This window comes from Rhodococcus sp. FG69 (assembly GCF_057808915.1).
Genome location: NZ_JBMDIX010000026.1, coordinates 55761 through 77547, shown reverse-complemented (window position 1 = coordinate 77547; position 21787 = coordinate 55761). Strand labels below are relative to the sequence as shown.

The following is a 21787-nucleotide window of genomic DNA, read 5'->3' as shown; positions in this document are numbered from 1 at the left end:
ATGGAACCGGCTCACCACCAACCCGTCGCGGCGGAGATTTCGCGGCCTAACTCTCTGGTCAGAGTACGTACGTAGGTGGCAGTGAGGTGATGTTCGTCGCGGTAGACCAGTACGTTTCCGACGACCGCCGGGCAGATCGGTCCGTCGCACAGAGCACTCGTCAGGTCCAGCGGTCGGACAGTGGGAAGCCGGAACGACGAGGCCAGTGTCGGATTGATCGGATCGAGAGCGTCGCGTCGCGGCATGCCGCACGACATCGCACTTCCACCGTCGGCGAGGCAGTCGATGGCGCGGTACACGACCCCGTCTCGAACCAGCCACGGCGTGTCCCGCATCGCGAGGATCGGGATGCCATACGACGTGAGCTCGTTCCAGACGTCGACGTAGAAGTCGGGTGTGTAGTCGCCCTGTCCGCCCTCTCGCGGGCGTGTCGACGTTGTGAACACATATTCCGGACCTAGTTGTTCGATTTCGCCCATGACCGTCTGGGTCCAGTCGAGGCAGTCGGGATACTCGGTTTCGCCGAGCATGGGCATGGTGCTCAGCGTGAGCGGGCAGCCCATCTTCAAGAACGTGACGACTCGAAAGCCTCGGTCACGTCCGAGCAGGTCGAGCGCGGTCACCCAGTGCTCGGCATGGGAACTGCCGGCGAGAGCAACCGTCCGGGACGCGTTGAGGTCGCCGTACTCGCAGCTGATGGCGTCGCGGGTTTCGAAGTCTGCAATGCACCCTTCGACGGACGTGACGGGTAGATCCTCCGGTGCTGAGAACAACGCAGGAATAACGTCCGCATCGGCTGCCGCAATTCCGTCGGTAAGTTCGCGTGCGCCGGGATAGGTGAAGGGGTCGAGTTCGTCACTGGCCTGAAGGCCTGCGACCGAGCGTTGTATGTAGAAGTTCCAGCCAGCGGATCCGCACACCAGGACGGCTGCAAGGGCGGCGGCAGTCGCTGTGATCGCAATTCTCGGAATGGAACCGCCAGGTGCTTGGAGCGGCTGCTCGACGAGCCGGACGGTGGCCATCGCGAGTAGGACCGATGCTGCAATGATCACCGCCCCGGTCGCTAGGTCTGCGGTAGACCTCCCGGTGTACGCCAACGTGAAGATCAGCAGCGGCCAATGCCACAGGTAGAGCGGAAAGGCGATCGAACCCAGCCACAGGCCGAACCGTGAGCGCAGCAAATGCGCGACGTGGGTGTCGGGACCCGCGACGATCAATGCAATCGTGGCTAGCACCGGGAACAGGGCCCACGGGCCTGGGAACTCGTTCACTCCGTCGAGAAGAAATCCGCAGGCGACAACAGCGGCGATTCCGACGCCAGCGAGAACATTCCTGCCGATCCGGAACTCGGAGGATATCCGCTCGTGAGTCGGTCGCGGATGGCGCGCTGCGAACAGCGCAGCGACCGCACCTCCCAGAAGGATTTCCCATAGACGTGCACCGGTGTCGTAGTAGTTCCAGGACTGCAGCCGCGACGTGCCGTCCGCGGCGTAGACGAACGACACCAGGGAGGCGCCCGCGAAGAGAACCAGATAGATGTGCGGCGGCGGGCTGGTTCGGTGCGCGCCTCTCGACCGGCGAAGGACCCACGCGAGGCCGAATACGACGGCGACGGCCACGAGATAGAACTGAAACTGGACGGCGACCGACCACAGGTGCTGCAGTGGGCTGACGGTGGGGTCCGCAGCGAGGTAGTCCTGTGACGTCCAGGCCAGCTCCCAGTTGGCGTAGAAGAAGACCGCAGACATCAGTTGATTCGCGATGTCGACCCATCGCGTTCTCGGCAACAACAAGGCCGTCGCGACTGCTACTCCGACGAGAACGACTATCAACGGCGGGCCGAGCCGGCGAAGTACTCGTCCGATTCGGGTGAAGGAGTTCAGTGAGCCCCCGGACTGCGCGGTCCGAATCAGCGATGCGGTGAAGAAGAACCCTGTCAGGACAAGGAACACGTCGACGCCGCCGGAGACTCTGCCCATCCAGATGTGGAAAACCACGACGAGTGCGATGGCCACGCCTCGCAGCCCGTTCAAGTCTTCCCGTATCGGTGGTCTGGGAGCAGTCTGTTCGACGCCGGGGGCATCGCCTATGGATACGCCGGCAGGTTGGTACGGGGCGGGCATAAGAGGGTGACGGCTCCGGCGGTCGGCAGTATTCGGAAACGGATGCGCGGTATTTCGGACAAACCATACTGCGCTCGCGCCCCGAGCGTTCACTCAGCCGACAGATGCAGGCAATCGGTGGATGGCGTCGACGAGGGGCGCGAGCTCGGGGAGCTGCTGCGCGGCCGACAACGAATTTTCCAGAACGTCGTCGTGAGTCGGACGTGCTCGCTCGAGCAACTCGCGGCCTTCATCGGTCAACTCGGTGTACATCCCGCGTCGATCGTCCTTGCACAGGACTCGGGTGAGTATTCCGCGATCCTCGAGCCGATTGACGAGGCGAGTGGTCGCGCTACTGCTGAGCGCCGTTGCGCGGGCGAGTTGCTGCATCCGCATGTGCCACCCGTCCTGCCGGTGGAGGGCATCGAGAACCGTGTATTCGACGACCGAGAGAGTGTGCTCGGCTTGCAGCGCACGTTCGAGGTCAGCCTCGATGTGAGCGTGCAGCGCAGACAGCGTGCGCCAGCCCTGAGCACGGATAAGGGACGAATCGTCGGCGATTCCCACTGTTCCTCCTTGGAGCTCTGAACTGTGATGGCCAGTTTAGCAGCTTGCACAGATATCAGGCGTATGCAACTATTTATGACGCGCGTGCAACTACATGCATGCGCTCGATGTATGCGAACGCAACAATGAGGGAGTTACGCCACCATGCCGCTAGGACTGCTTGCACTTGCCATCGGAGGGTTCGGCATCGGACTCACCGAGTTCGTGATCATGGGATTGCTACCCGAAGTCGCCGCAGACTTCGGCATCACGGAAGGTGTGGCCGGATGGCTGATCACCGGCTACGCGCTCAGCGTCGTCGTGGGAGCCGTCGGAGTCACCGCAGTCGTCACACGCTTTCCGAGGAAGAACGTCCTGATTGCACTGATGGGGCTGTTCATTGCGGGCAACCTGGTGTCCGCGCTCGCGGGTACGTACGAGGCGATGATGTTCGGTCGGATCGTCGCCGCTCTGTGCCACGGTGCCTTCTTCGGCATCGGGGCGGTCGTCGCCGCGTCCTTGGTGGCGCCGGAGAAGAAAGCGGGTGCGATCGCCATGATGTTCGCCGGACTCACCGCGGCCAACGTTTTGGGTGTTCCTTTCGGAACACTGCTCGGTCAGACGTACGGCTGGCGATCGACTTTCTGGGCCATCACCGTCATCGGTGTCGTAGCGCTGGTCGGCATCGTCGCTCTGGTTCCCGCAACGTCCGACGCCGAAGAACGTGGAGATCTCCGTTCCGAGCTCGGAGCGTTCCGCCGACTCCAAGTGTGGCTGTCCATCGCGATCACGGTGTTGGGCTACGGCGGAATGTTCGGCGCGTTCACCTACATCGCGTTCACTCTCACCGATGTCAGCGGATTCGCATCCAGCTCGGTGCCGTGGCTACTCATCTTGTTCGGTGTAGGCCTGTTCATCGGTAACTACCTCGGCGGCAAGGCCGCCGATCGCAACCTGACCGCTACATTGCTCGTCCTGCTGGTTGCGCTGACCGCCATCCTCGTGTTCTTCGCGTTCACCGCCGAAAGTCAGATCGCGACGATCGCGTCCCTTTTCCTCATGGGAGCTTTCGGTTTCGCGACCGTGCCAGGTCTGCAGATGCGTGTGATGTCCTTCGCCGAGGATGCACCGACAATGGCCTCGGGCGCCAACATCGCCGCTTTCAATCTCGGGAATGCCCTCGGCGCGTGGATCGGCGGCGTCACGATCACCGCAGGACTCGGCTACACCTCACCGATCTGGGCCGGTGCTGTCATCACCGTCGCTGCCGTCGCGGTGCTCGTCGTTGCGACCGCAGTGCAGCGCGAGCGGCAACCGGCACTCGTGTGACCGATGTGCTCGCACGTACGAGAAACGGCCCCCGGAGCGCGAGCTCCGGGGGCCGTTGTCGAGTGGATGCTTAACGCTCTAGCTGGACGCGATCTCGCGGTGCGGTAGCTTCCATCCGGGGCGCACGAAGTGGCATGTGTACCCGGTCGGGTAGTTCTGCAGGTAGTCCTGATGCTCGGGTTCGGCTTCCCAGAACGGCCCGGCCGCAGTGACTTCTGTGACGACCTTGCCCGGCCACAGCCCGGACGCGTCGACGTCGGCGATGGTGTCCAGCGCGACACGCTTCTGCTCGTCGCTGGTGTAGTAGATCGCCGATCGGTAGCTCATCCCGACGTCGTTGCCTTGGCGGTTCTTGGTGGAAGGATCGTGGATCTGGAAGAAGAACTCCAACAGATCGCGGAACGAGATCACGGACGGATCGAACACGATCTCGACGGCCTCGGCATGAGTGCCGTGGTTTCGGTAGGTGGCGTTGTCGACGTCGCCTCCCGAGTAGCCCACGCGAGTGGATACGACGCCTGGCCGATGACGGATCAGCTCCTGCGCTCCCCAGAAGCAACCTCCGGCGAGGATGGCGGTCTCGGTAGATGTGCTCACTGCTGCGCTCCTTCGTCTGAACTTCCGGTGCTGTCGGATTCGTCGCCGAACTGTGCCCTGTATTCACCGTAACCCTCGGCTTCGAGGCGATCCACCGGCACGAACCTCAATGCAGCCGAGTTCATGCAGTAGCGGAGGCCGCCCTGGTCCTTCGGACCGTCCTTGAACAAATGTCCCAGGTGTGAATCGCCTGCGGCCGAGCGGACCTCGGTGCGCACCATGAGGTGGCTGAAGTCCCGCTTCTCGACGACACTCGTCGCAATCACCGGTTTGGTGAAACTCGGCCACCCCGAGTGGCTCTCGAACTTGTCGACGGACGAGAACAACGGCTCACCTGTCACCACGTCGACATAGATGCCTGGTTCGTGGTTGTCCCAGTATTCGTTGTCGAAGGCGCGTTCGGTGCCGTTCTTCTGAGTGACGCGGTACTGCTCGGGCGTCAACTTGTCGACAGATGCGGAATCCTTGCCATAGGAACGTGTCATCGTGTCCTTTCTGCTGAATGAGGGCATTTCGGCCCCGCATGGCTCAACAACGATCACCCGTCGATATTCCGCTTCAGTAGTCTGACTGGGGCGGTACTCGTAGCAGTGACTTCACAGCAGTGGATTGGTGGACAACGGTGGCTTCTGATCGGTTCTGGCGCATACTCGGGCGTTCGGCTCAGAAGGGTCAGACGCGCTCACGCACCAGCGTCGATCGAGCCGGCGGTCACGCCGACTGGGCCGGCGCATTGTCCGACGCCGACATGGCCGCCGCAGCCGCTGACTTGCGGGTCGAAGGTTCCGACGCCCTCGACGTACCCCGCTACCTCGCGCTCGTCCGCGAGGCTGCGGCGCGTTCTCTCGACATGAAGCCGTTCGATGTTCAGCTTCTCGCCGCCGTCCGGATGCGTGAGGGTGATGTCGTCGAGATGGCGACCGGTGAGGGCAAGACCCTTGCCGGGGCATTGGCTGCCGTCGGCTATGTGTTGTCCGGTCGTTCGGTGCACGTCATCTCGATCAACGACTTTCTTGCTCGTCGTGACGCCGAGTGGATGGGACCGTTCTATACCTTGCTCGGTCTGACCGTCGGTTCGGTCGCGGAGGGCTCCACAGCATCCGAACGCCGGGCTGCCTACCGATGCGATGTCACCTACGCCTCCGTCAACGAGATCGGCTTCGACGTATTGCGCGATCATCTCGTCGACGATGCCGCCGAACTCGTCACTCCGATTCCCGACGTCGCATTGATCGACGAAGCCGATTCGGTTCTCGTGGACGAGGCCCTCGTGCCGTTGGTTCTTGCCGGATCGGTATCGATGGACGTGCCCACCGACAAGGTGTTCGACGTAGTCCGATCGCTCGATCGGGGAACACACTTCGACACCGACGCAGAGGGCCGCAACGTGTTCCTGACGGATGCGGGCGCCGAACGATTGGAGGTCGAGCTCGGCGGCATCGATCTGTACTCCGAGGGCCACGTCGCAACCACGCTCGTCGCGGTCAACGTCGCCCTTCATGCTCAGGTCCTACTTCAGCGCGACGTGCACTACATCGTTCGTGACGGACGTGTCCAACTGGTCAACGCATCCCGGGGGCGTGTCGCCGAACTGCAGAGGTGGCCTGACGGGTTGCAGGCTGCAGTGGAGACGAAAGAAGGTCTCGATCCGACCGAGACCGGTGAAATCCTCGACACGATCACCGTGCAAGCGTTGATCGGCCGATACGCGACAGTGTGCGGAATGACCGGAACCGCACTGGCGGCAGGGGAGCAGCTCAAGAAGTTCTACGGACTCGGGGTGTCGCTTGTTCCGCCGAATCAGCCCAACATCCGCGTCGACGAGGAGGACCGCGTCTACGACACGGCCGCCAACAGGAACGCAGCCGTCGTCCGCTATGTGGCGGACGCACACGAGACCGGTCAACCGATTCTGATCGGGACGCACGACGTAGCCGAATCGGAAGAAATGGCGAAGCTCCTCGAGGAGGCCGGAATCTCGGCCGTCGTGCTCAATGCCAAGAACGATGCAGAGGAAGCAGCGGTGATCGCCCGCGCAGGCGTGCGCGGATCGGTTACCGTGTCCACTCAGATCGCCGGTCGCGGAACCGACATAAAACTCGGCGGACCGACAGGGGAGGGCGCAGCGAAGGACGAGGTCGCGAAGTTGGGCGGCCTCCTCGTCGTCGGCGTCGGACGCCACACGACCGAGCGTCTGGACAATCAACTGCGCGGACGGGCCGGGCGGCAGGGTGACCCCGGCAGATCGGTGTTCTTCTCCAGTTGGGAGGACGAGGTCGTCACCGCGAATCTGGCGCCGAAGGAGCAGCCGAAGAATCACGACGATTCGGGCCTGATCACGGCCAGTGGCGTTGCGGGAAAGATGGATCACGCGCAGCGCATCGCAGAAGGTGTCATGCTCGAAGTGCATTCGCGCACATGGCGATACAACCAGCTGACTGCGCAGCACCGCGACATCCTCGACAAGCGTCGTGCGGCGTTGTTGTTCTCCGGCGAAGCGCTCGAGCTGTTGTCGTCGGCGGCGCCCGACCGTGTCGCCGAACTGCGCAAGACAGTGCCGGAGGAGACACTGGTCGTGGTTGCGCGCCGAATCGTGCTGTTCCACTTGGACCGATCCTGGTCGGACTACCTCGCTCATCTCGCCGATGTGCGCGAGAGTATTCACTTGCGCGCGCTCGGTCGAGAGAATCCGCTCGACGAGTATCACCGCATTGCTGTCGATGCGTTCAAGACGGTGTCGGAGAAGGCCGTCGAGTTGGCGACGTCGACCTTCGAGACCGCCGAGATCACTGCCGAGGGAATCGACCTGGACGACGCCGGGTTGGCGCGTCCGACATCGACGTGGACATACATGGTGCACGACAATCCGTTTGCCGGGAACACTGCCAACAGTGCGGGACTCGGGCCTGTCTTCGGCGGTTAGGCGCGGGCGCGGTCGCCGAGCCGTGAGCGGACCCCGTCGACCAACAATGCCAGTCCGAAGTCGAATCGACTTGTAGGATCCGGCTTTTCGAACAGTGGTGATGTGCCGTCGGCTAGTGCGCCCACGGAGTCCATCTGCATTCGGGCTTGCTCGTCGACAGTATGGCCGAGGATGTAGTAAAGCAGCGTGTCGGCGGTCAGTTCGGATTCGTCCCGGGACAGTCCCGCACGGATACCGACGGCGGCGATCCGTTCTCGGATCCGGTTCGTGACCATCCGTGAGGCATAGGTTGCGGCGACGAGTTCGGCGCCGTCGCGGTGCGAGAGTAGGCGGTCGCGAAGGCGGTGTGCGAGCTCGCGCAACTGACCGTCCCAGTTCTCCTGCTCCGTCGGGGCGTCGACGTCAGCCAGCAGTGAGTCCGCGATGGCACCGAGCAGTGTCTGTTTGTCCTTGAAATGCCAGTACAAAGCGCCTGGCTGCACATGCAGCGAGGTCGCAACGCGGCGCATCGTCAAATCGCCGAGCCCGTACTCGTCGAGGATGGAAATTGCGCCCTCCAAGACGTCTGCTCGCCGCAGCTGCACTCCGCACTCCTTGGTCGTGGTGGTGACCGGTCCTGGCTTTGACACTAACCGACGCTCAGCCTAACGTGAACGGCGTTCAAGTTGAACAGTGTTCAAGTCAGTCTTTTCATGTATCGCCTACTCGACCCCAGGAGCAGTCCGTGACGCAGGGATCCGTACGAACCGACATTCTCGACATCGCCAGATCTCAGGTGGTGGAGGGCGGCGTCGGACTCGACGAACAACAGGTGTTGACTGTGCTCCGACTGCCCGACGAGCGACTCGAAGAACTGCTGGCGGTGGCACACGAGGCTCGGTTGGCATGGTGTGGTCCCGAAGTCGAGGTCGAGGGCATCATCAGCCTCAAGACCGGCGGCTGCCCGGAGGACTGCCACTTCTGCTCGCAGTCCGGACTGTTCGAGTCGCCCGTGCGTGCAGCACGGCTGGATATTCCGAGCCTGGTCGAGGCTGCCAAGCAGACTGCCAAGTCGGGTGCGACCGAGTTCTGCATCGTGGCGGCGGTGCGTGGGCCCGACGCCCGACTGCTCGCCCAGGTCGCTGCTGGCATCGAGGCGATCCGCAACGAGGTCGAGATCGACATCGCCTGCTCGCTCGGCATGCTGACACAGGAACAGGTCGACCAGCTCGTGTCGATGGGTGTGCATCGCTACAACCACAATCTCGAAACGTCCCGTTCGTACTTTCCCAACGTGGTCACCACGCACACATGGGAGGAACGGTGGGAGACACTTGCTATGGTGCGCGATGCGGGCATGGAGGTGTGCTGCGGCGGAATTCTCGGGATGGGCGAGACGCTCGAGCAACGCGCTGAGTTCACGGCCGATCTGGCACGTCTGGAACCCGATGAGGTCCCGTTGAACTTCCTCAATCCACGTCCCGGAACGCCGTTCGGCGACCTGGATGTGTTGCCCGCCTCGGACGCGCTTCGGGCTGTCGCTGCTTTCCGATTGGCCTTGCCTCGGACGATCCTCCGGTTTGCCGGTGGACGAGAAATCACCCTCGGTGACCTCGGGGCGCAACAGGGGATTCTCGGCGGCATCAACGCCGTCATCGTCGGTAACTACCTGACGACGCTCGGCAGGCCCGCGGAGCAGGATCTCGACCTGCTCGACTCCCTGCGGATGCCGATCAAGGCCCTGAATTCGACCATCTAAGGTGGACGGCGTGACGACCAGCGGCGACAAGTTCAACCCGTACACAGGTCGGGCCCTCGTGCCGAATGCGATCGATGCCACCCCGCAGGCGGCGCTGCTCGGTTTGGAGCCGCCGAGGTTCTGCGGTGACTGTGGTCGGCGTCTGGTCGTGCAGGTCATGCCAAACGGCTGGCATTCGGTGTGTTCCAGGCACGGCGGTGTCGACTCAGAGTCTCGTGGTCAACGGTGACACTTATTCCATCCCAGGCTCGCAAGGTAGGGGCCACGAAGGTCTTCGCTCGTGCGGTAGCGGTGTCGGTCTTGTTCGGCGTAGTGGGCGGTGTGGTGTGGGCCGCGGTGGCGCCGCCGGAACAGTTCGTCGTTGTCGATCCGGGGCGTGGCTCGGCGTTGACGGGGGAGAGTCTTCATCGGTTCGACGGAATTGCAATGTTCGTGTGCATCGCGTTGGTCGCGGGAATCGTTCTGCCCGTCGCCCTGTGGACATGGACATCGGTCCGGGGCCCGGTTCTGTTCCTCGGCGTGCTCGTCGGTGCTGCACTCGGTTCGTCGGCGATGCTCGGAGTCGGAGTCTGGGTTGCAGGGCTGATCGTCCCGAGCCCCGACGATCCGCCGATAGGAAGCGTCGTGTCGATTGCGCCCGGGTTCGAATCCCCGCTCGTGCTGGTGGTTCAACCGCTTCTCGCGTCGCTCGTCGTGCTCTTGCTGGCGGCGATGAATCCGCACGACAACCTTCGGTTCACCCCGGACCAGGAACTTGCGCTGTCCGAGTCGAACGAGGTCGACGCCGACCGCTAGCTCGGTGGGCGGAGCGCCGCGAACTCGTCCGTCACCCGAAGCGATGACTCGGTGAACCGGTACAGCGCAGGGGGGCGGCCGCCGGATTTGCCCGACGGTGAGGTGCGCCCGGTCGGCTCGACCACGTTTCTGCGCCCGAGGACGCGGCCGAGGTTGGTGGCATCGACCTGATAACCGAGTGCGGCCGCGTAGATCTCGCGCAGTGTCGACATCGCGAATTCGACGGGTGCGAGTGCGAACGCGATGTTCGTGTAGGAGAGCTTCGCCACCAGCCTGTTCCGTGCATGAAGTACGACGGTGCCGTGATCGAACGACGTTGTGGGTAAGCGGGCGACGGGATGCCACGCGGTGTCGGACGGAAGTTTCGGTTCGGAGTAGATCGGAACGAGTCCGAGGAAGTTCGACGCGATTCGGCGGCTCCCGGGTACCCGATTCGGGTCGCTGAAGATCGACAGTTGTTCGAGGTGTGCCACCGTCCGCACGTCGACCTTCTCGGCGAGCTGTCGACGGGCCGATGTCGAGAGGTCTTCGTCGTCCTCCAGGACCCCGCCGGGGAGTGACCACGATCCCTTGTCGGGTTCGAGGGCACGTTGCCACAGGAGCACTCCCAGTTCGGGGGTCTGGCCTGCGACGAAAGTCCTAACTTGAAACACCGCGATGAGGACTTCGTGGACAGTGCTACGATGTGGCATGTTTTCGATCATAAGTCGAAAACCCCTACGAAGGAAATCCGGACCGGAAGAGCAGCCCGCGGGAGCAACCCAGCAGGACTGCACAGACCGGGCGAACGATGAAGGAGTCCCGCGATGACGAGCAATGCAACCCGGCTCGGAACCAGTGGTTCAGCAGCAGTCGACAGCGCAGTGTGGGCGGGGGCTGCAGACATCGTCGACGGTCCAGGCGGATTCAGCGGGGTCGAGGCGTCCGAGGAGTGGGCGGCCGAGATCAAGCGCCTTGCCCGCAAGCGCGGCGCCACGATCCTGGCCCACAACTATCAGTTGCCGGCCATCCAGGACATTGCTGATCACGTCGGTGACTCGTTGGCGCTATCCCGATTGGCTGCCGAAGTACCCGAGGACGAGATCGTGTTCTGTGGGGTGCACTTCATGGCGGAGACGGCCAAGATTCTGAGTCCGGCCAAGACTGTCCTGATTCCTGACCAGCGGGCCGGTTGTTCGTTGGCCGATTCCATCACCGCCGAGCAATTGCGCGAGTGGAAGGCCGACTACCCGCAGGCCATCGTGGTGTCCTACGTCAATACGACCGCCGAGATCAAGGCGTTGACCGACATCTGCTGCACGTCGTCCAACGCGGTCGAGGTCGTCGAGTCGATCGATCCGAACCGCGAAATCCTGTTCCTGCCCGATCAGTTCCTCGGCGCGCACGTCAAGCGCATCACGAAGCGGGAGAACCTGCATATCTGGGCCGGTGAGTGCCACGTCCACGCAGGCATCAACGGTGACGAACTGGCTGCGAAATCTCGTGTCCACCCCGACGCCGAACTGTACGTCCACCCCGAATGCGGTTGTGCGACATCGGCTCTGTACCTGGCAGGCGAAGGCTTCGTCGCCGAGGACAAGGTCAAGATCCTTTCCACGGGTGGCATGTTGGACGCGGCCCGCACGACGGGGGCCAAGCAGGTCCTCGTGGCCACCGAGGTCGGCATGCTGCATCAGCTGCGCCGCGCAGCGCCCGACGTGGACTTCCTGGCCGTCAACGATCGCGCGTCCTGCGGATACATGAAGATGATCACCCCGGCGGCCTTGCTGAGATGCCTCGTGGAGGGCAAGGACGAGGTTCACGTCGATCTCGATACAGCGCACGTCGCCAGCAAGTCGGTGCAGCGCATGATCGAGATCGGCAACCCTGGTGGCGGCGAGTGACACCCGAGGTGAGCGTTCGATGGGAACGCTCGGCTGACCTCGTTGTCGTCGGTGGCGGCGTCGCGGGTCTGAGTGCCGCCCGCGCTGCGTCTCGCGTCGGCTCGACGGTGCTGACCGTGGCCAAGACCGGCCCGTCGGACACGTCCACTCAGTACGCGCAGGGCGGCATCGCCGTGCCCGCAGGGTTCACGAATGCCACAGAGTTCATCAACACCGATGCCATCGACTCGCACGTGTACGACACGTGCGAAGCGGGCGGTGGCCTGTGCGATCCGGTGGCAGTCCGATCGATCGTCGCCGCGGGACCGGACGCCGTCGCGACGTTGGAGTCGTTCGGTGCCACGTTCGACCGCAGGGCCGACGGTGGGCTGGCGCGAACCAGGGAGGGCGGGCACCGCGTCAGGCGGATAATTCACGCCGGGGGCGACGCCACCGGAGCGGAAGTTCAACGTGCGCTGGACATCACCGCTTCCACCGCACATGCAGGAGAAGTGCTGTTCGGGACCACCGCAGTTCGGGTCCTGACAACCGACGAAGGAGTCGTCGGACTGCTCGTGCACTCGGAAAGCGGATACGGCGTGATTCATTGCCCGGCCGTTCTTCTCGCGACAGGCGGGCTCGGGCAGTTGTACTCGTGCAGCACCAACCCGCCCGGTGCAACAGCCGACGGGATTTCCCTCGCCCTCGACGCCGGGGCGGACGTCGCCGATCTCGAATTCGTCCAATTCCATCCGACGGTTCTGTTCGAAGCAGGGTCAATCGGCAGGCGACCGCTCGTCAGCGAAGCAGTACGCGGCGAGGGTGCGCACCTGGTCGACCTCGACGGTCTCAGGTTCATGGAGGGAGTCCACCCGCTCGCGGATCTTGCTCCGCGAGATGTGGTCTCGCGTGCGATCGCCGAGCGACTGCGGATCACCGGCACCGACCATGTTCTCCTCGATGCGCGGTCGATCGACAATTTCCGCACGCGCTTCCCGACGGTGGCGGCATCCGCGCTCGCGGCCGGAATCGATCCGCTCGTCGACCTCATTCCGGTCGCGCCCGCTGCCCACTACTCGTGCGGTGGGGTCGTCACGGACGTGTGGGGAAGAACAGGAGTCGACGGTCTCTATGCCGCCGGCGAGGTTGCCAGAACCGGCATGCACGGCGCGAACCGGTTGGCGTCGAACAGCCTCCTCGAAGGCCTCGTGCTGGGCCAACGTGCCGGCGCTGCTGCTGCCGAGCGTCGGGGGCGACCGACTCCCGACGTCGCTGTGCACCTTCCTTTGCTGCGTCGTCTCCGGCGGTCGGACCTGCAGCAGCTGATGACCGAGCATGTGGGGGTCGTTCGCGACGCTGACGGGCTCGCGTTCGCCGCGTCCGCGCTGTCCGCACTTGCCGGCACGTCGGCAGACGAAACGGACGGGACCTCGCCGTCCGTTCTCGGTGCCACGGTCACGGCATTGGAGGACTCGGCACTGACGCTGACTGCGTCGGCTCTCATGACTGCGGCTGCCGAACGTGTGGAAAGTCGCGGTTGCCACACGCGTCGCGACCACCCGACGAGCTCGGAGCACATGCGGCACAGCATTCGAATCCGTCTCGGCTCCGATGGAGAGTTGGAATCGCGACCGGTCCCGATCGGCGACACACACGCACAGACCATGACAGGAGTGAGTTGACAGTGAACGCGCTGACGACGCAAGGATTGGACGTGGAGGAAGTGCGCGCGCTGGTCATTGCCGCACTGGCCGAGGATCTGAAGTACGGGCCCGACGTCACCACTATCGCCACCGTGTCCGCCGACGCAGTCGCCACGGCATCCGTTGTATCCAGGCAGTTCGGAACCGTTGCGGGGCTCGATGTCGGCCTGCTGGTCTTGGACGAGGTGCTGGGAGCGGAGTCCTACGTAGTCGAGGATCGAGTGGTCGATGGCACGGAGGTGGTGCCTGGACAGAGTGTTCTGACGATCACCGGTCCTACCCGCGGGCTGTTGACCGCGGAACGCACGATGCTGAACTTGCTGTGTCACCTGTCCGGAATTGCGACGGCCACCGCAGCCTGGGTCGCAGAGGTCGCCGACACCGACACGAAGATCAGGGACAGTCGAAAGACCCTGCCCGGCCTGCGCTCGTTGCAGAAATACGCCGTCCGGGCCGGAGGAGGCGTGAATCACCGTATGGGTCTCGGCGACGCGGCTCTGATCAAGGACAACCACGTCGCCGCCGCAGGTTCGGTGGTCGCGGCGCTGAAGGCGGTGCGGGCCGCGGCCCCGGACATCGAATGCGAGGTCGAGGTAGACAGTCTCGAGCAACTCGACGAGGTGCTGGCCGAGGATGTCGGTCTGGTGCTACTGGACAACTTTCCGCTGTGGCAGACCCAGATGGCTGTCCAGCGGCGCGCCACACTGTCTCCGTCGACTCGGCTCGAGTCCTCGGGTGGACTGACTCTCGACGTCGCCCATGACTACGCGAAAACTGGGGTCGATTACCTCGCGGTAGGTGGACTCACACACTCGGTCACCGTGCTCGACCTCGGGCTCGACATGTAGTTCGGCGAGTCTTGTAGATTCGTTTCGATGTCCGACATGCAGAGCGTTCGCCTCGACAGCTGGATCTGGGCCGTGCGCTTGTTCAAGACGCGATCTGCTGCTGCGGCCGCCTGTCGCGGTGGGCATGTTCGCGTCAACGGCACGCCGGCGAAGGCCGGTCAGCGCATCGGGCCCGACGACGAGATCAGGCTTCGAGTCGACGGTCTGGAGAAGATCGTCGTGGTAGTCCGCATCGTCGCCAAACGAGTGGGTGCGCCGGTCGCGGCCGAATGCATGATCGACCGAAGCCCGCCACCGCCGCCGAAGGAGGTCCTCGCCTCGCAACCCCGCCGAGACCGCGGGGCCGGGCGGCCGACGAAGCGTGAGCGTCGAGAACTCGACAAGTTGCGCGGGCTGGGTATCTGATCGGTCGTCAACGCCTCGGTCGCTTGCTTCGGGGTGTCACAGCACGCTGAACCTTCTTGGCGGGTTTCGCGGGCCGGGGCTTCTTGGTCTTGTCCGGTGCGGTAGGCGTCCCGCGAGAGCTACGGACCGAACGGCCCCGCACGATGCCGACGAATTCGTCGACGTTGTCGGTTGTCTCCTGGGTCGGCCACGCAATCGCGATCGACGAGCCGGCGACACCGTCGACCGGCCGGTACACGAGATCTTTGCGTGCGTGCAGACGCGCTATCGATTGCGGCACGATCGCGATTCCCAGCCCAGCAGCCACGTACTCGACGAGCTCGCTGTTGGACCCGATCGGAGGTAGCGCAAGTCGAGTGCCGTCCGCAACCTCCGAGGCGACGGCGGTCCACTCCGGAACCTCGTCGAGATCGTGCAGCAGGTGCTCGTCGGACAGGTCTGACACCGAGATTCGATCGAACGCAGCAACCGGATGATCCTTGGGTACCACCACGACGGGTACCTCCTCGTACAGACCGATGACGCTCAGCCCGTCGCGGTCGACCGGCAATCGAACGAATGCCACGTCCACGGCGCCCTCCCGCAGCTGCGAGAGCTGAGTGTCCGGTGTGGACGGCACAAGGTCGATCGCGATCTCGGGAAAGCGCTCTGCCCAGATACGAACCCATTTCGTCGGCGTGACGCCTTCGGTGTACCCGACGGTCAGAGTGCGTAGCTGAGACGCTCTGAGCGCGGCTTCCTCGGCGACACGACGTTCGTCCTCGTCTACGAGAACGCGGGCCGTCGAGAGAAACTGGATACCGTCATCGGTCAGTTGAGTGGGAGATGCCCCGCGAACGAACAGCGGGTAACCGAGTTCGGTTTCCAGGTCGATCACTGCCGCGCTCAGTGTGGTGCGGGCGATGTTCAACGACTTGGCGGCGCGCGCGAAGTGCAGTTCCTCCGCCACAGCGATGTACCAGCGGAGAGTCTGTACCTCGAAGTTCACGCGTCCAACACTAGGCGACTTGATCGATCGTTCGACGACGGTGGCATTTTGCTATCCATCGGGAAGTTAGGCTGTGCGAGTGAGCCCGGAGAAGAAACCACAGAACATGAAGCCCCTGACCGCGGCGAACAAGCTCGGTATCTACCTGCCAGCCGCCCCCGAGGAGTTCCAGTCCACTCCCGTGAGCAGGGCTGATCTCGACGCGCTGCGTGCCGATCCGCCGCAGTGGTTGCTCGAACTCCAGAACAACGGTCCGTTCCCGAAGGACGTCATTGCGCGACGGCTCGGCATCTCCATTGCAGGTCTTGCTCGTGCCGGAGTGACCGACGCCCTCACGGCCGAGCAGATCGATTCGTTACTCGAAGAGAAGCCGGACTGGTTGGTCAAGGAACGCCGCACGCAGGATGAGGTCCGTGCCGAGGCCGAGCGCGTCAAGGCGAAAGACGAAGCCCGTCGGGCGGCGAGCAATCGTCCGCAGAAGCTCCGCAAGTGATCAGGTACTGACCCTGCCGTCGAGATAGAACCATCGTCCGTTGTCCCGGACGAATCGACTGCGCTCGCGGAGCTCACCGCCCCCGTCGGGATGGCGATAGAACGCGCTGAACTCGACCCAACCGTCGTGATCGAGAAGACCACCGGCCCCGGTGCCGTGAATGTCGAGTCGGTACCACCGTTGACCCGGGTCCAATTCGAGGGTTTCGGGTGCGGTGGTCGGGTGCCAAGTATCGAGCAGGTACTGGGCGTCGCCGACGCTGAACGCGCTGAATCGCGACCTCATCAACTGTTCCGCTGTCGGAGCCGTGCGAGGACCGCGAAGAAAAGGTCCACAGCAGGCGTCGAATCGTTCGCCGCGCAGACATGGGCACAGACTGCTCCCGCTCAGGGTGCGGTCCTCCATCAGACCGGATTCGAGCGTCGAACGGTCGCCAAGAAGGCTGCGGCGAAGAAGAACAGCCCTGCGAAGGTCCTGTTCATCGTCACCTGCTGCCGCTGTGACCGCATGACTTTCAGTACTCGCGATGCGAGCGAGGTGTAGCCGGTCATCACCGCCGCGTCCACGGCGACCATCGTCGCTGCAATGATCAGATACTGCGGCGCAAGCGTGGCAGAGGGATCGATGAACTGCGGTAGGACTGCCAGCATGAAGACGACCGCTTTCGGGTTGCTCGCATTCACCAGGAATCCGCGGCCGAGCATCGAAAAACCCCGGTCGGCAATCGGTGGGGACTCGGCGATCTCGGTAGGCGCCGCCCGCCACTGCCGTACTCCCAGGTAGACGAGGTAGGCAACGCCGAACCACTTGATGGCGGAGAAGGCGACCTCGGATTCGGCCAACACGGCGCCGAGACCGATCGCAACGATGGCAATCTGCAGCAACAGTCCGATCTGCAGCCCGAAGATGTTCCAGTAGCCCCGCTTCAAGCCACAGCGGAGACCGGTGGACATCGACGCGATTGCGCCCGCACCCGGCGACAAGCTGATGACCACACTTGCTCCAAGGAACGCGAGCCACAGATGTATGTTCATTCGCCCATTGAACAATGCCCGCCGAACGAGGCGGGTCTCGGTACCGCAAGTCGTGCGCACTATCCTGGTGAGTAGAAACCGGACCTCGGTGTGCTTTGTCGAAGGGAAAACTATGCCTGCCCGCATCGAGCTCGCCCGCGTGGATCTACGCGGTCGAACTCCATCCACCGCCGAACTACGCGGCGCGCTTCCACGAGGTGGAGTGGATGTCGATGCGGTGTTGCATCAGGTTCGTCCAGTGGTCGAGGCTGTTCGCGACCGTGGCGTCGACGCCGCTCTCGAGTTCTGCGAGAAGTTCGACGGCGTTCGACCGGACAGCGTTCGGGTTCCTGCCGAGGCCTTGGTGAAGGCACTCGACGAGTTGGATCCTGCGGTGCGCACAGCGCTGGAGGTCGCGATCGAGCGGACCAGGATCGTGCACGCCGATCAGCGTCGCACCGACACCACCACGCAGGTAGTGCCGGGAGGAACCGTCACCGAGCGGTGGGTTCCGGTAGAGCGTGTCGGGCTGTACGTCCCCGGTGGTAACGCTGTATACCCGTCCTCGGTCGTGATGAATGTCGTGCCCGCCCAGACGGCAGGCGTCGGCTCGCTCGTGGTGGCGTCTCCGCCGCAGAAGGCTTTCGGCGGTCTGCCGCACCCGACCATCCTCGCGGCCGCGCAGCTCCTCGGCGTCGAAGAAGTCTGGGCCGTCGGAGGAGGACAGGGGATAGCGCTGCTCACCTACGGCGGCACCGACACCGACGGAATCGAACTGGAACCGGTCGACCTCATCACCGGTCCAGGCAACATCTACGTGACGGCAGCAAAGCGGTTGTGCCGCTCGCTGATCGGCATCGATTCCGAAGCCGGTCCTACCGAGATCGCGATTCTCGCCGACGAGTCCGCCGACCCGATTCACGTGGCGGCCGACATGATCAGCCAGGCCGAACACGACGTCATGGCAGCCAGCGTGCTCGTCACGACCAGCGTGCAGCTGGCTGATGCAGTCGACGAAGCACTTGCGGCCCAACTCGACTTCACCAAACACAGCAAACGCGTGCTGACGGCACTCACCGGTGCGCAGTCGGGCACCGTGCTGGTCGACGACATCGACCAGGGCTTGGACGTCGTCAACGCGTATGCCGCCGAGCACCTCGAGATTCAGACCGTGGATCCGTCCGCCGTCGCCGCTCGCGTGCGAAGCGCGGGTGCAGTGTTCGTCGGCGCGTGGTCTCCGGTCAGCTTGGGGGACTACTGCGCAGGATCCAATCACGTTCTTCCCACCGCGGGATGTGCGCGCCACTCCTCGGGCTTGAGCGTGCAGACGTTCCTGCGCGGTATCCACGTAGTGGACTACTCGGAGGCCGCGCTGAAGGATGTTGCCGCTCACGTGATCGCGCTCGCCGACGCCGAGGACCTGCCGGCGCACGGCGAAGCCGTCCGTCTGCGGTTCGAAGGACTCTCATCATGAGCGGCGTTATCGGACAAGGTGTTTCAGTGGACTCGCTTCCGATACGAGAGAATTTGCGAGGCAAGTCGGCGTACGGCGCTCCCCAGTTGACTGTCCCGGTGCAGCTCAACACGAACGAGAATCCGCACCCACCGACGCAGGCTCTCGTGGACGATGTCGCCGAGTCGGTCCGGCAGGCGGCGACGCAGCTGCACCGCTATCCGGATCGCGACGCCGTCGAGCTTCGTTCCGCGCTGGCGGAGTACCTGACCGGTCAGACCGGATTCGATGTCGACGTGAGCAACGTATGGGCAGCCAACGGCTCCAACGAGATCCTGCAGCAGCTGCTTCAGGCATTCGGTGGTCCGGGGCGGTCATCGCTCGGATTCGTACCGTCGTACTCGATGCATCCCATCATCGCGTCGGGAACGCAGACCGAGTGGATCGAGGCGAAGAGGCGCGCCGATTTCTCGCTCGACATCGACTTCGCCGTCTCGTCGATCGCCGAGCGCACTCCGGATATTGTCTTCGTCACCAGCCCGAACAACCCCACCGGCCATAGCATTCCGACCGAAGATCTCCGGCGCATTCTGGATGCAGCCTGCGGGATCGTAATTCTGGACGAGGCGTACGCCGAGTTCTCGGCGCAGCCGAGTGCAATCGGTCTGATCGCCGAGTATCCGACGAAGCTCGTCGTCAGCAGAACGATGAGCAAGGCATTTGCCTTCGCGGGCGGCCGGCTCGGCTACCTCGTCGCGGCTCCGGCAGTCGTGGACGCCATGCTGCTGGTGCGTTTGCCCTACCACCTGTCCGTCGTCACGCAGGCAGCTGCGCTGGCGGCGTTGCGACACGCGCCCGAGACACTCGGAAGCGTCGAGAGGCTCTCCGCCGAACGCGACCGCGTCATGGCACGGTTGACCGAATTAGGTTTCGACGTGATCCCCAGCGATGCCAATTTCGTGCTGTTCGGTCGGTTCGCGAGTGCAGCGGCGACGTGGAAGCGCTACCTCGAACAGGGCGTGTTGATCAGGGACGTCGGCATCGACGGGTACCTGCGCACCACGATCGGACTCGACTCCGAGAACGACAGGTTCCTCGAAGTGAGCGCATCGCTCGTGCAGAGTGAGCTCGAGGACACACAGCAATTTGCTACGAACGAGCACGTGGAGACGAACCGATGACGACACCATCCGAAGGCCGGCCACCGAGAATCGCGCGGATCGAACGCACGACCAAGGAATCGGACATCACCGTCGAACTGAACCTCGACGGCACCGGAGTGGTGGATATCTCCACTGGCGTCCCGTTCTACGATCACATGCTGACGGCGCTCGGAACGCATGGGCGGTTCGATCTGACGGTGCACGCGACGGGCGACATCGAGATCGATGCGCACCACACCGTCGAGGACACCGCGATCGTGCTCGGGCAGGCCCTCGGGCAGGCGCTCGGGGACAAGTCCGGCATCACCCGGTTCGGCGATGCTTTCATTCCGATGGACGAGACTCAGGTGCACGCCTCGGTCGACGTGTCGGGACGCCCGTACTGCGTACACACCGGCGAGCCCGATTACATGGTGCACTCCATCATCGGGGGTTATCCGGGTGTTCCGTACGCCACGGTCATCAACCGCCACGTGTTCGAGTCCCTGGCGATGAACGCGCGGATCGCGCTGCATGTTCGGGTTCTGTACGGCCGCGACCAGCACCACATCACCGAGGCCGAGTTCAAAGCAGTGGCGCGGGCGCTGCGACAGGCGGTCGAGTACGACCCTCGCGTCACCGGCATCCCGTCCACCAAGGGCAGTTTGTGACAGCGGTGTGACCTCGCGGTCCAATTCGCTGCTGTCGATCCGAGGCCTGCCTGCTGCGATGGCGATGGGCGCTGCGGCGTTCGGTGGGTGGGGCCTGTTGCTTCCGGTCGTGCCGCTCGCGGTGTCCTTGGGCGGTGGCTCGGATGCCCTCGCCGGAGCGAGCACTGCGGTGTTCATGGCCGCAACGGTCCTCACTCAGCTGTTCGTGCCTACGCTACTGGTCCGTTTCGGACACCGGCTCGTTTTGGCGGCCGGCTGTGTCTTTCTCGGACTTCCCGCTGTGCTGTTCGCAGTATCGGTCGGCGCCGCACCTGCGCTGACCGTGTCGGCTGTGCGGGGCATCGGCTTCGGATTGTTGACCGTTGCTTCCGCAGCGCTCGTAGCGGAACTCGCTCCACCCGATCAGCTGGGCCGGGCAACTGGGGCACAGGGGATCGCGGTTGCGCTGGCACAGATGGTGACCCTGCCTGCCGGTCTCGTCTTGTTTGCGCTGTCGCCGGCTTCTGTGTTTCTGATCGGTGCGGTAGTCCCACTGATCGGACTGATCGCCATCGCGTTTCTTCCGGCGACTCATCCGGTCGCACCGCCAGCGCGGAAAGCTGCCGAGACACGCTCGGCGGCAAAACAGTTCGTGGTTCCATGCCTGGCCATTGCCGCCGCAGCTGCCTCGTTCGGCGGACTGTCGAGCCTGCTGCCGATCGCCGAACCCGGCCGCGAGTCGATGATCGGCGTCGCTCTTGCCGTCGTCAGTGGATCGATGCTGGTAGGTCGCTACGTCGCCGGTGCCGTAGCAGACCGCATCGGCATCGGCCGAGCCCTCACCCCCGCTCTCGTCCTCGTCAGTGCTGGGGTCGCCCTGTTCGCATTCGCGGTCGCGGACTCGCGCCCTGCGGTCGTGTTCGTCGTAGCGGCAGCAGTATTCGGCATCGGGTACGGCGCCACCCAGAACGACAGCCTGGTCATGACGTTCCGAGTCGCCGGCCCGGAACGCTTCAGTCAGGCGAGCGCCGCGTGGAACATCGGGTTCGACGCCGGGACCGGTGCCGGGGCGATGGCGCTCGGCGTCATCGTCGGGACCGTCGGCTACACCTCCGGTTTTGCCACGGCCGCAGCAGTTGCACTCGTGATGGCCGTGGTAGTCGGGGTCTTCGGTGCACGCTCGGCCGGATAGACTCGAGG

23 protein-coding genes are annotated in these 21787 nt (G+C 63.9%); 14 read left to right on the top strand and 9 right to left on the bottom strand.

All coding sequences use genetic code 11. From position 1 onward, the window contains the following. Positions 1-11: 11 nt before the first annotated feature. Entirely contained in the window at positions 12-2123 is a 2112-nt protein-coding gene (locus ACODSO_RS19625) for an acyltransferase family protein (RefSeq protein ID WP_489038446.1), read from the bottom strand. Between the two features lie 93 nt (positions 2124-2216). After that, positions 2217-2669 (bottom strand): MarR family winged helix-turn-helix transcriptional regulator, encoded by a 453-nt coding sequence (locus ACODSO_RS19620; protein WP_068381275.1) that lies wholly within the window; start codon positions 2667-2669, stop codon positions 2217-2219. A 144-nt stretch (positions 2670-2813) separates the two neighbouring features. Here ACODSO_RS19620 and ACODSO_RS19615 point away from each other — a divergent pair, with 144 nt between their 5' ends. After that, positions 2814-3977 carry an MFS transporter gene (locus ACODSO_RS19615; RefSeq protein ID WP_489038445.1) on the top strand — a complete coding sequence of 388 codons (1164 nt, stop codon included), beginning with the start codon at positions 2814-2816 and terminating at the stop codon, positions 3975-3977. 78 nt (positions 3978-4055) lie between these two features. Here ACODSO_RS19615 and msrA read toward each other — a convergent pair whose 3' ends face one another. Together msrA and msrB are read right to left on the bottom strand one after the other, a co-directional pair. Continuing rightward, positions 4056-4574, bottom strand: a complete 519-nt coding sequence (msrA, locus tag ACODSO_RS19610; protein ID WP_489038444.1) for a peptide-methionine (S)-S-oxide reductase MsrA — start codon at positions 4572-4574, stop codon at positions 4056-4058. Next, on the bottom strand, positions 4571-5059 hold the full coding sequence (gene msrB / locus ACODSO_RS19605) for a peptide-methionine (R)-S-oxide reductase MsrB (RefSeq protein WP_489038443.1): 489 nt from the start codon (positions 5057-5059) through the stop codon (positions 4571-4573). The genes msrA and msrB overlap by 4 nt, the downstream gene beginning before the upstream one ends. Before the next feature lie 137 nt (positions 5060-5196). Here msrB and secA2 point away from each other — a divergent pair, with 137 nt between their 5' ends. Continuing rightward, complete coding sequence (secA2, locus tag ACODSO_RS19600) at positions 5197-7497, top strand: accessory Sec system translocase SecA2 (RefSeq protein ID WP_489038442.1); 2301 nt, start codon at positions 5197-5199, stop codon at positions 7495-7497. Here the strand turns inward: secA2 and ACODSO_RS19595 are convergent. Next, entirely contained in the window at positions 7494-8081 is a 588-nt protein-coding gene (locus tag ACODSO_RS19595) for a TetR/AcrR family transcriptional regulator C-terminal domain-containing protein (protein WP_489038455.1), read from the bottom strand. The genes secA2 and ACODSO_RS19595 overlap by 4 nt on opposite strands. Before the next feature lie 140 nt (positions 8082-8221). Here ACODSO_RS19595 and bioB point away from each other — a divergent pair, with 140 nt between their 5' ends. Genes bioB through ACODSO_RS19580 form a run of 3 tightly spaced genes read left to right on the top strand, consistent with a single transcriptional unit; the run spans position 8222 to position 10030 of the window. Next, a complete protein-coding gene (bioB, locus tag ACODSO_RS19590; protein WP_068381257.1) occupies positions 8222-9235 on the top strand; it encodes a biotin synthase BioB in 1014 nt (337 codons plus the stop codon). A gap of 10 nt (positions 9236-9245) precedes the next feature. Continuing rightward, the gene (gene bsaP / locus ACODSO_RS19585; protein ID WP_489038441.1) at positions 9246-9464 is read left to right on the top strand and encodes a biotin synthase auxiliary protein BsaP; all 219 of its coding nucleotides are present in this window, start codon (positions 9246-9248) and stop codon (positions 9462-9464) included. Further along, a complete protein-coding gene (locus ACODSO_RS19580; protein ID WP_489038440.1) occupies positions 9461-10030 on the top strand; it encodes a DUF2567 domain-containing protein in 570 nt (189 codons plus the stop codon). Before bsaP ends, ACODSO_RS19580 begins: the two co-directional genes overlap by 4 nt. On the opposite strand, the gene ACODSO_RS19575 is transcribed toward ACODSO_RS19580, so the two are convergent. After that, positions 10027-10722: an NUDIX hydrolase gene (locus ACODSO_RS19575; protein ID WP_489038439.1), complete on the bottom strand. Its 696-nt coding sequence runs from the start codon at positions 10720-10722 to the stop codon at positions 10027-10029. The genes ACODSO_RS19580 and ACODSO_RS19575 overlap by 4 nt on opposite strands. 114 nt (positions 10723-10836) lie before the next feature. Between ACODSO_RS19575 and nadA the strand changes: the two genes are divergently transcribed. From nadA to ACODSO_RS19555, 4 genes are read left to right on the top strand one after another with little or no spacing between them, the layout of a single operon-like run. Beyond that, the gene (nadA, locus tag ACODSO_RS19570; RefSeq protein ID WP_489038438.1) at positions 10837-11913 is read left to right on the top strand and encodes a quinolinate synthase NadA; all 1077 of its coding nucleotides are present in this window, start codon (positions 10837-10839) and stop codon (positions 11911-11913) included. Continuing rightward, the gene (locus ACODSO_RS19565; RefSeq protein ID WP_489038437.1) at positions 11910-13574 is read left to right on the top strand and encodes an L-aspartate oxidase; all 1665 of its coding nucleotides are present in this window, start codon (positions 11910-11912) and stop codon (positions 13572-13574) included. Before nadA ends, ACODSO_RS19565 begins: the two co-directional genes overlap by 4 nt. Before the next feature lie 2 nt (positions 13575-13576). Beyond that, positions 13577-14443 (top strand): carboxylating nicotinate-nucleotide diphosphorylase, encoded by an 867-nt coding sequence (nadC, locus tag ACODSO_RS19560; RefSeq protein ID WP_489038436.1) that lies wholly within the window; start codon positions 13577-13579, stop codon positions 14441-14443. A 27-nt stretch (positions 14444-14470) separates the two neighbouring features. Then, positions 14471-14848, top strand: a complete 378-nt coding sequence (locus tag ACODSO_RS19555; RefSeq protein ID WP_068381244.1) for an RNA-binding S4 domain-containing protein — start codon at positions 14471-14473, stop codon at positions 14846-14848. A 7-nt stretch (positions 14849-14855) separates the two neighbouring features. Here the strand turns inward: ACODSO_RS19555 and ACODSO_RS19550 are convergent, their stop codons facing one another. Next, positions 14856-15836 (bottom strand): LysR family transcriptional regulator, encoded by a 981-nt coding sequence (locus ACODSO_RS19550; RefSeq protein ID WP_489038435.1) that lies wholly within the window; start codon positions 15834-15836, stop codon positions 14856-14858. Between the two features lie 79 nt (positions 15837-15915). Here ACODSO_RS19550 and ACODSO_RS19545 point away from each other — a divergent pair, with 79 nt between their 5' ends. Beyond that, entirely contained in the window at positions 15916-16329 is a 414-nt protein-coding gene (locus ACODSO_RS19545) for a DUF5997 family protein (RefSeq protein WP_489038434.1), read from the top strand. Here ACODSO_RS19545 and ACODSO_RS19540 read toward each other — a convergent pair whose 3' ends face one another. Both ACODSO_RS19540 and ACODSO_RS19535 read right to left on the bottom strand, forming a co-directional pair. Beyond that, positions 16330-16734 (bottom strand): YchJ family protein, encoded by a 405-nt coding sequence (locus ACODSO_RS19540; RefSeq protein WP_489038433.1) that lies wholly within the window; start codon positions 16732-16734, stop codon positions 16330-16332. After that, positions 16734-17363, bottom strand: coding sequence for a LysE family transporter (locus ACODSO_RS19535; RefSeq protein ID WP_489038432.1), 630 nt, complete (start codon positions 17361-17363; stop codon positions 16734-16736). Before ACODSO_RS19535 ends, ACODSO_RS19540 begins: the two co-directional genes overlap by 1 nt. Positions 17364-17475: 112 nt before the next feature. On the opposite strand from ACODSO_RS19535, the gene hisD reads away from it, so the two are divergent. The 4 genes from hisD to ACODSO_RS19515 are packed head-to-tail and all read left to right on the top strand — an operon-like array spanning position 17476 to position 21779. Further along, positions 17476-18816: a histidinol dehydrogenase gene (gene hisD, locus ACODSO_RS19530; RefSeq protein ID WP_489038431.1), complete on the top strand. Its 1341-nt coding sequence runs from the start codon at positions 17476-17478 to the stop codon at positions 18814-18816. Further along, entirely contained in the window at positions 18813-19976 is a 1164-nt protein-coding gene (locus ACODSO_RS19525) for a histidinol-phosphate transaminase (protein WP_489038430.1), read from the top strand. The genes hisD and ACODSO_RS19525 overlap by 4 nt, the downstream gene beginning before the upstream one ends. Beyond that, positions 19973-20608 carry an imidazoleglycerol-phosphate dehydratase HisB gene (hisB, locus tag ACODSO_RS19520; protein ID WP_489038429.1) on the top strand — a complete coding sequence of 212 codons (636 nt, stop codon included), beginning with the start codon at positions 19973-19975 and terminating at the stop codon, positions 20606-20608. Before ACODSO_RS19525 ends, hisB begins: the two co-directional genes overlap by 4 nt. 7 nt (positions 20609-20615) lie before the next feature. Then, complete coding sequence (locus tag ACODSO_RS19515; protein ID WP_489038428.1) at positions 20616-21779, top strand: MFS transporter; 1164 nt, start codon at positions 20616-20618, stop codon at positions 21777-21779. Positions 21780-21787 lie beyond the last annotated feature (8 nt).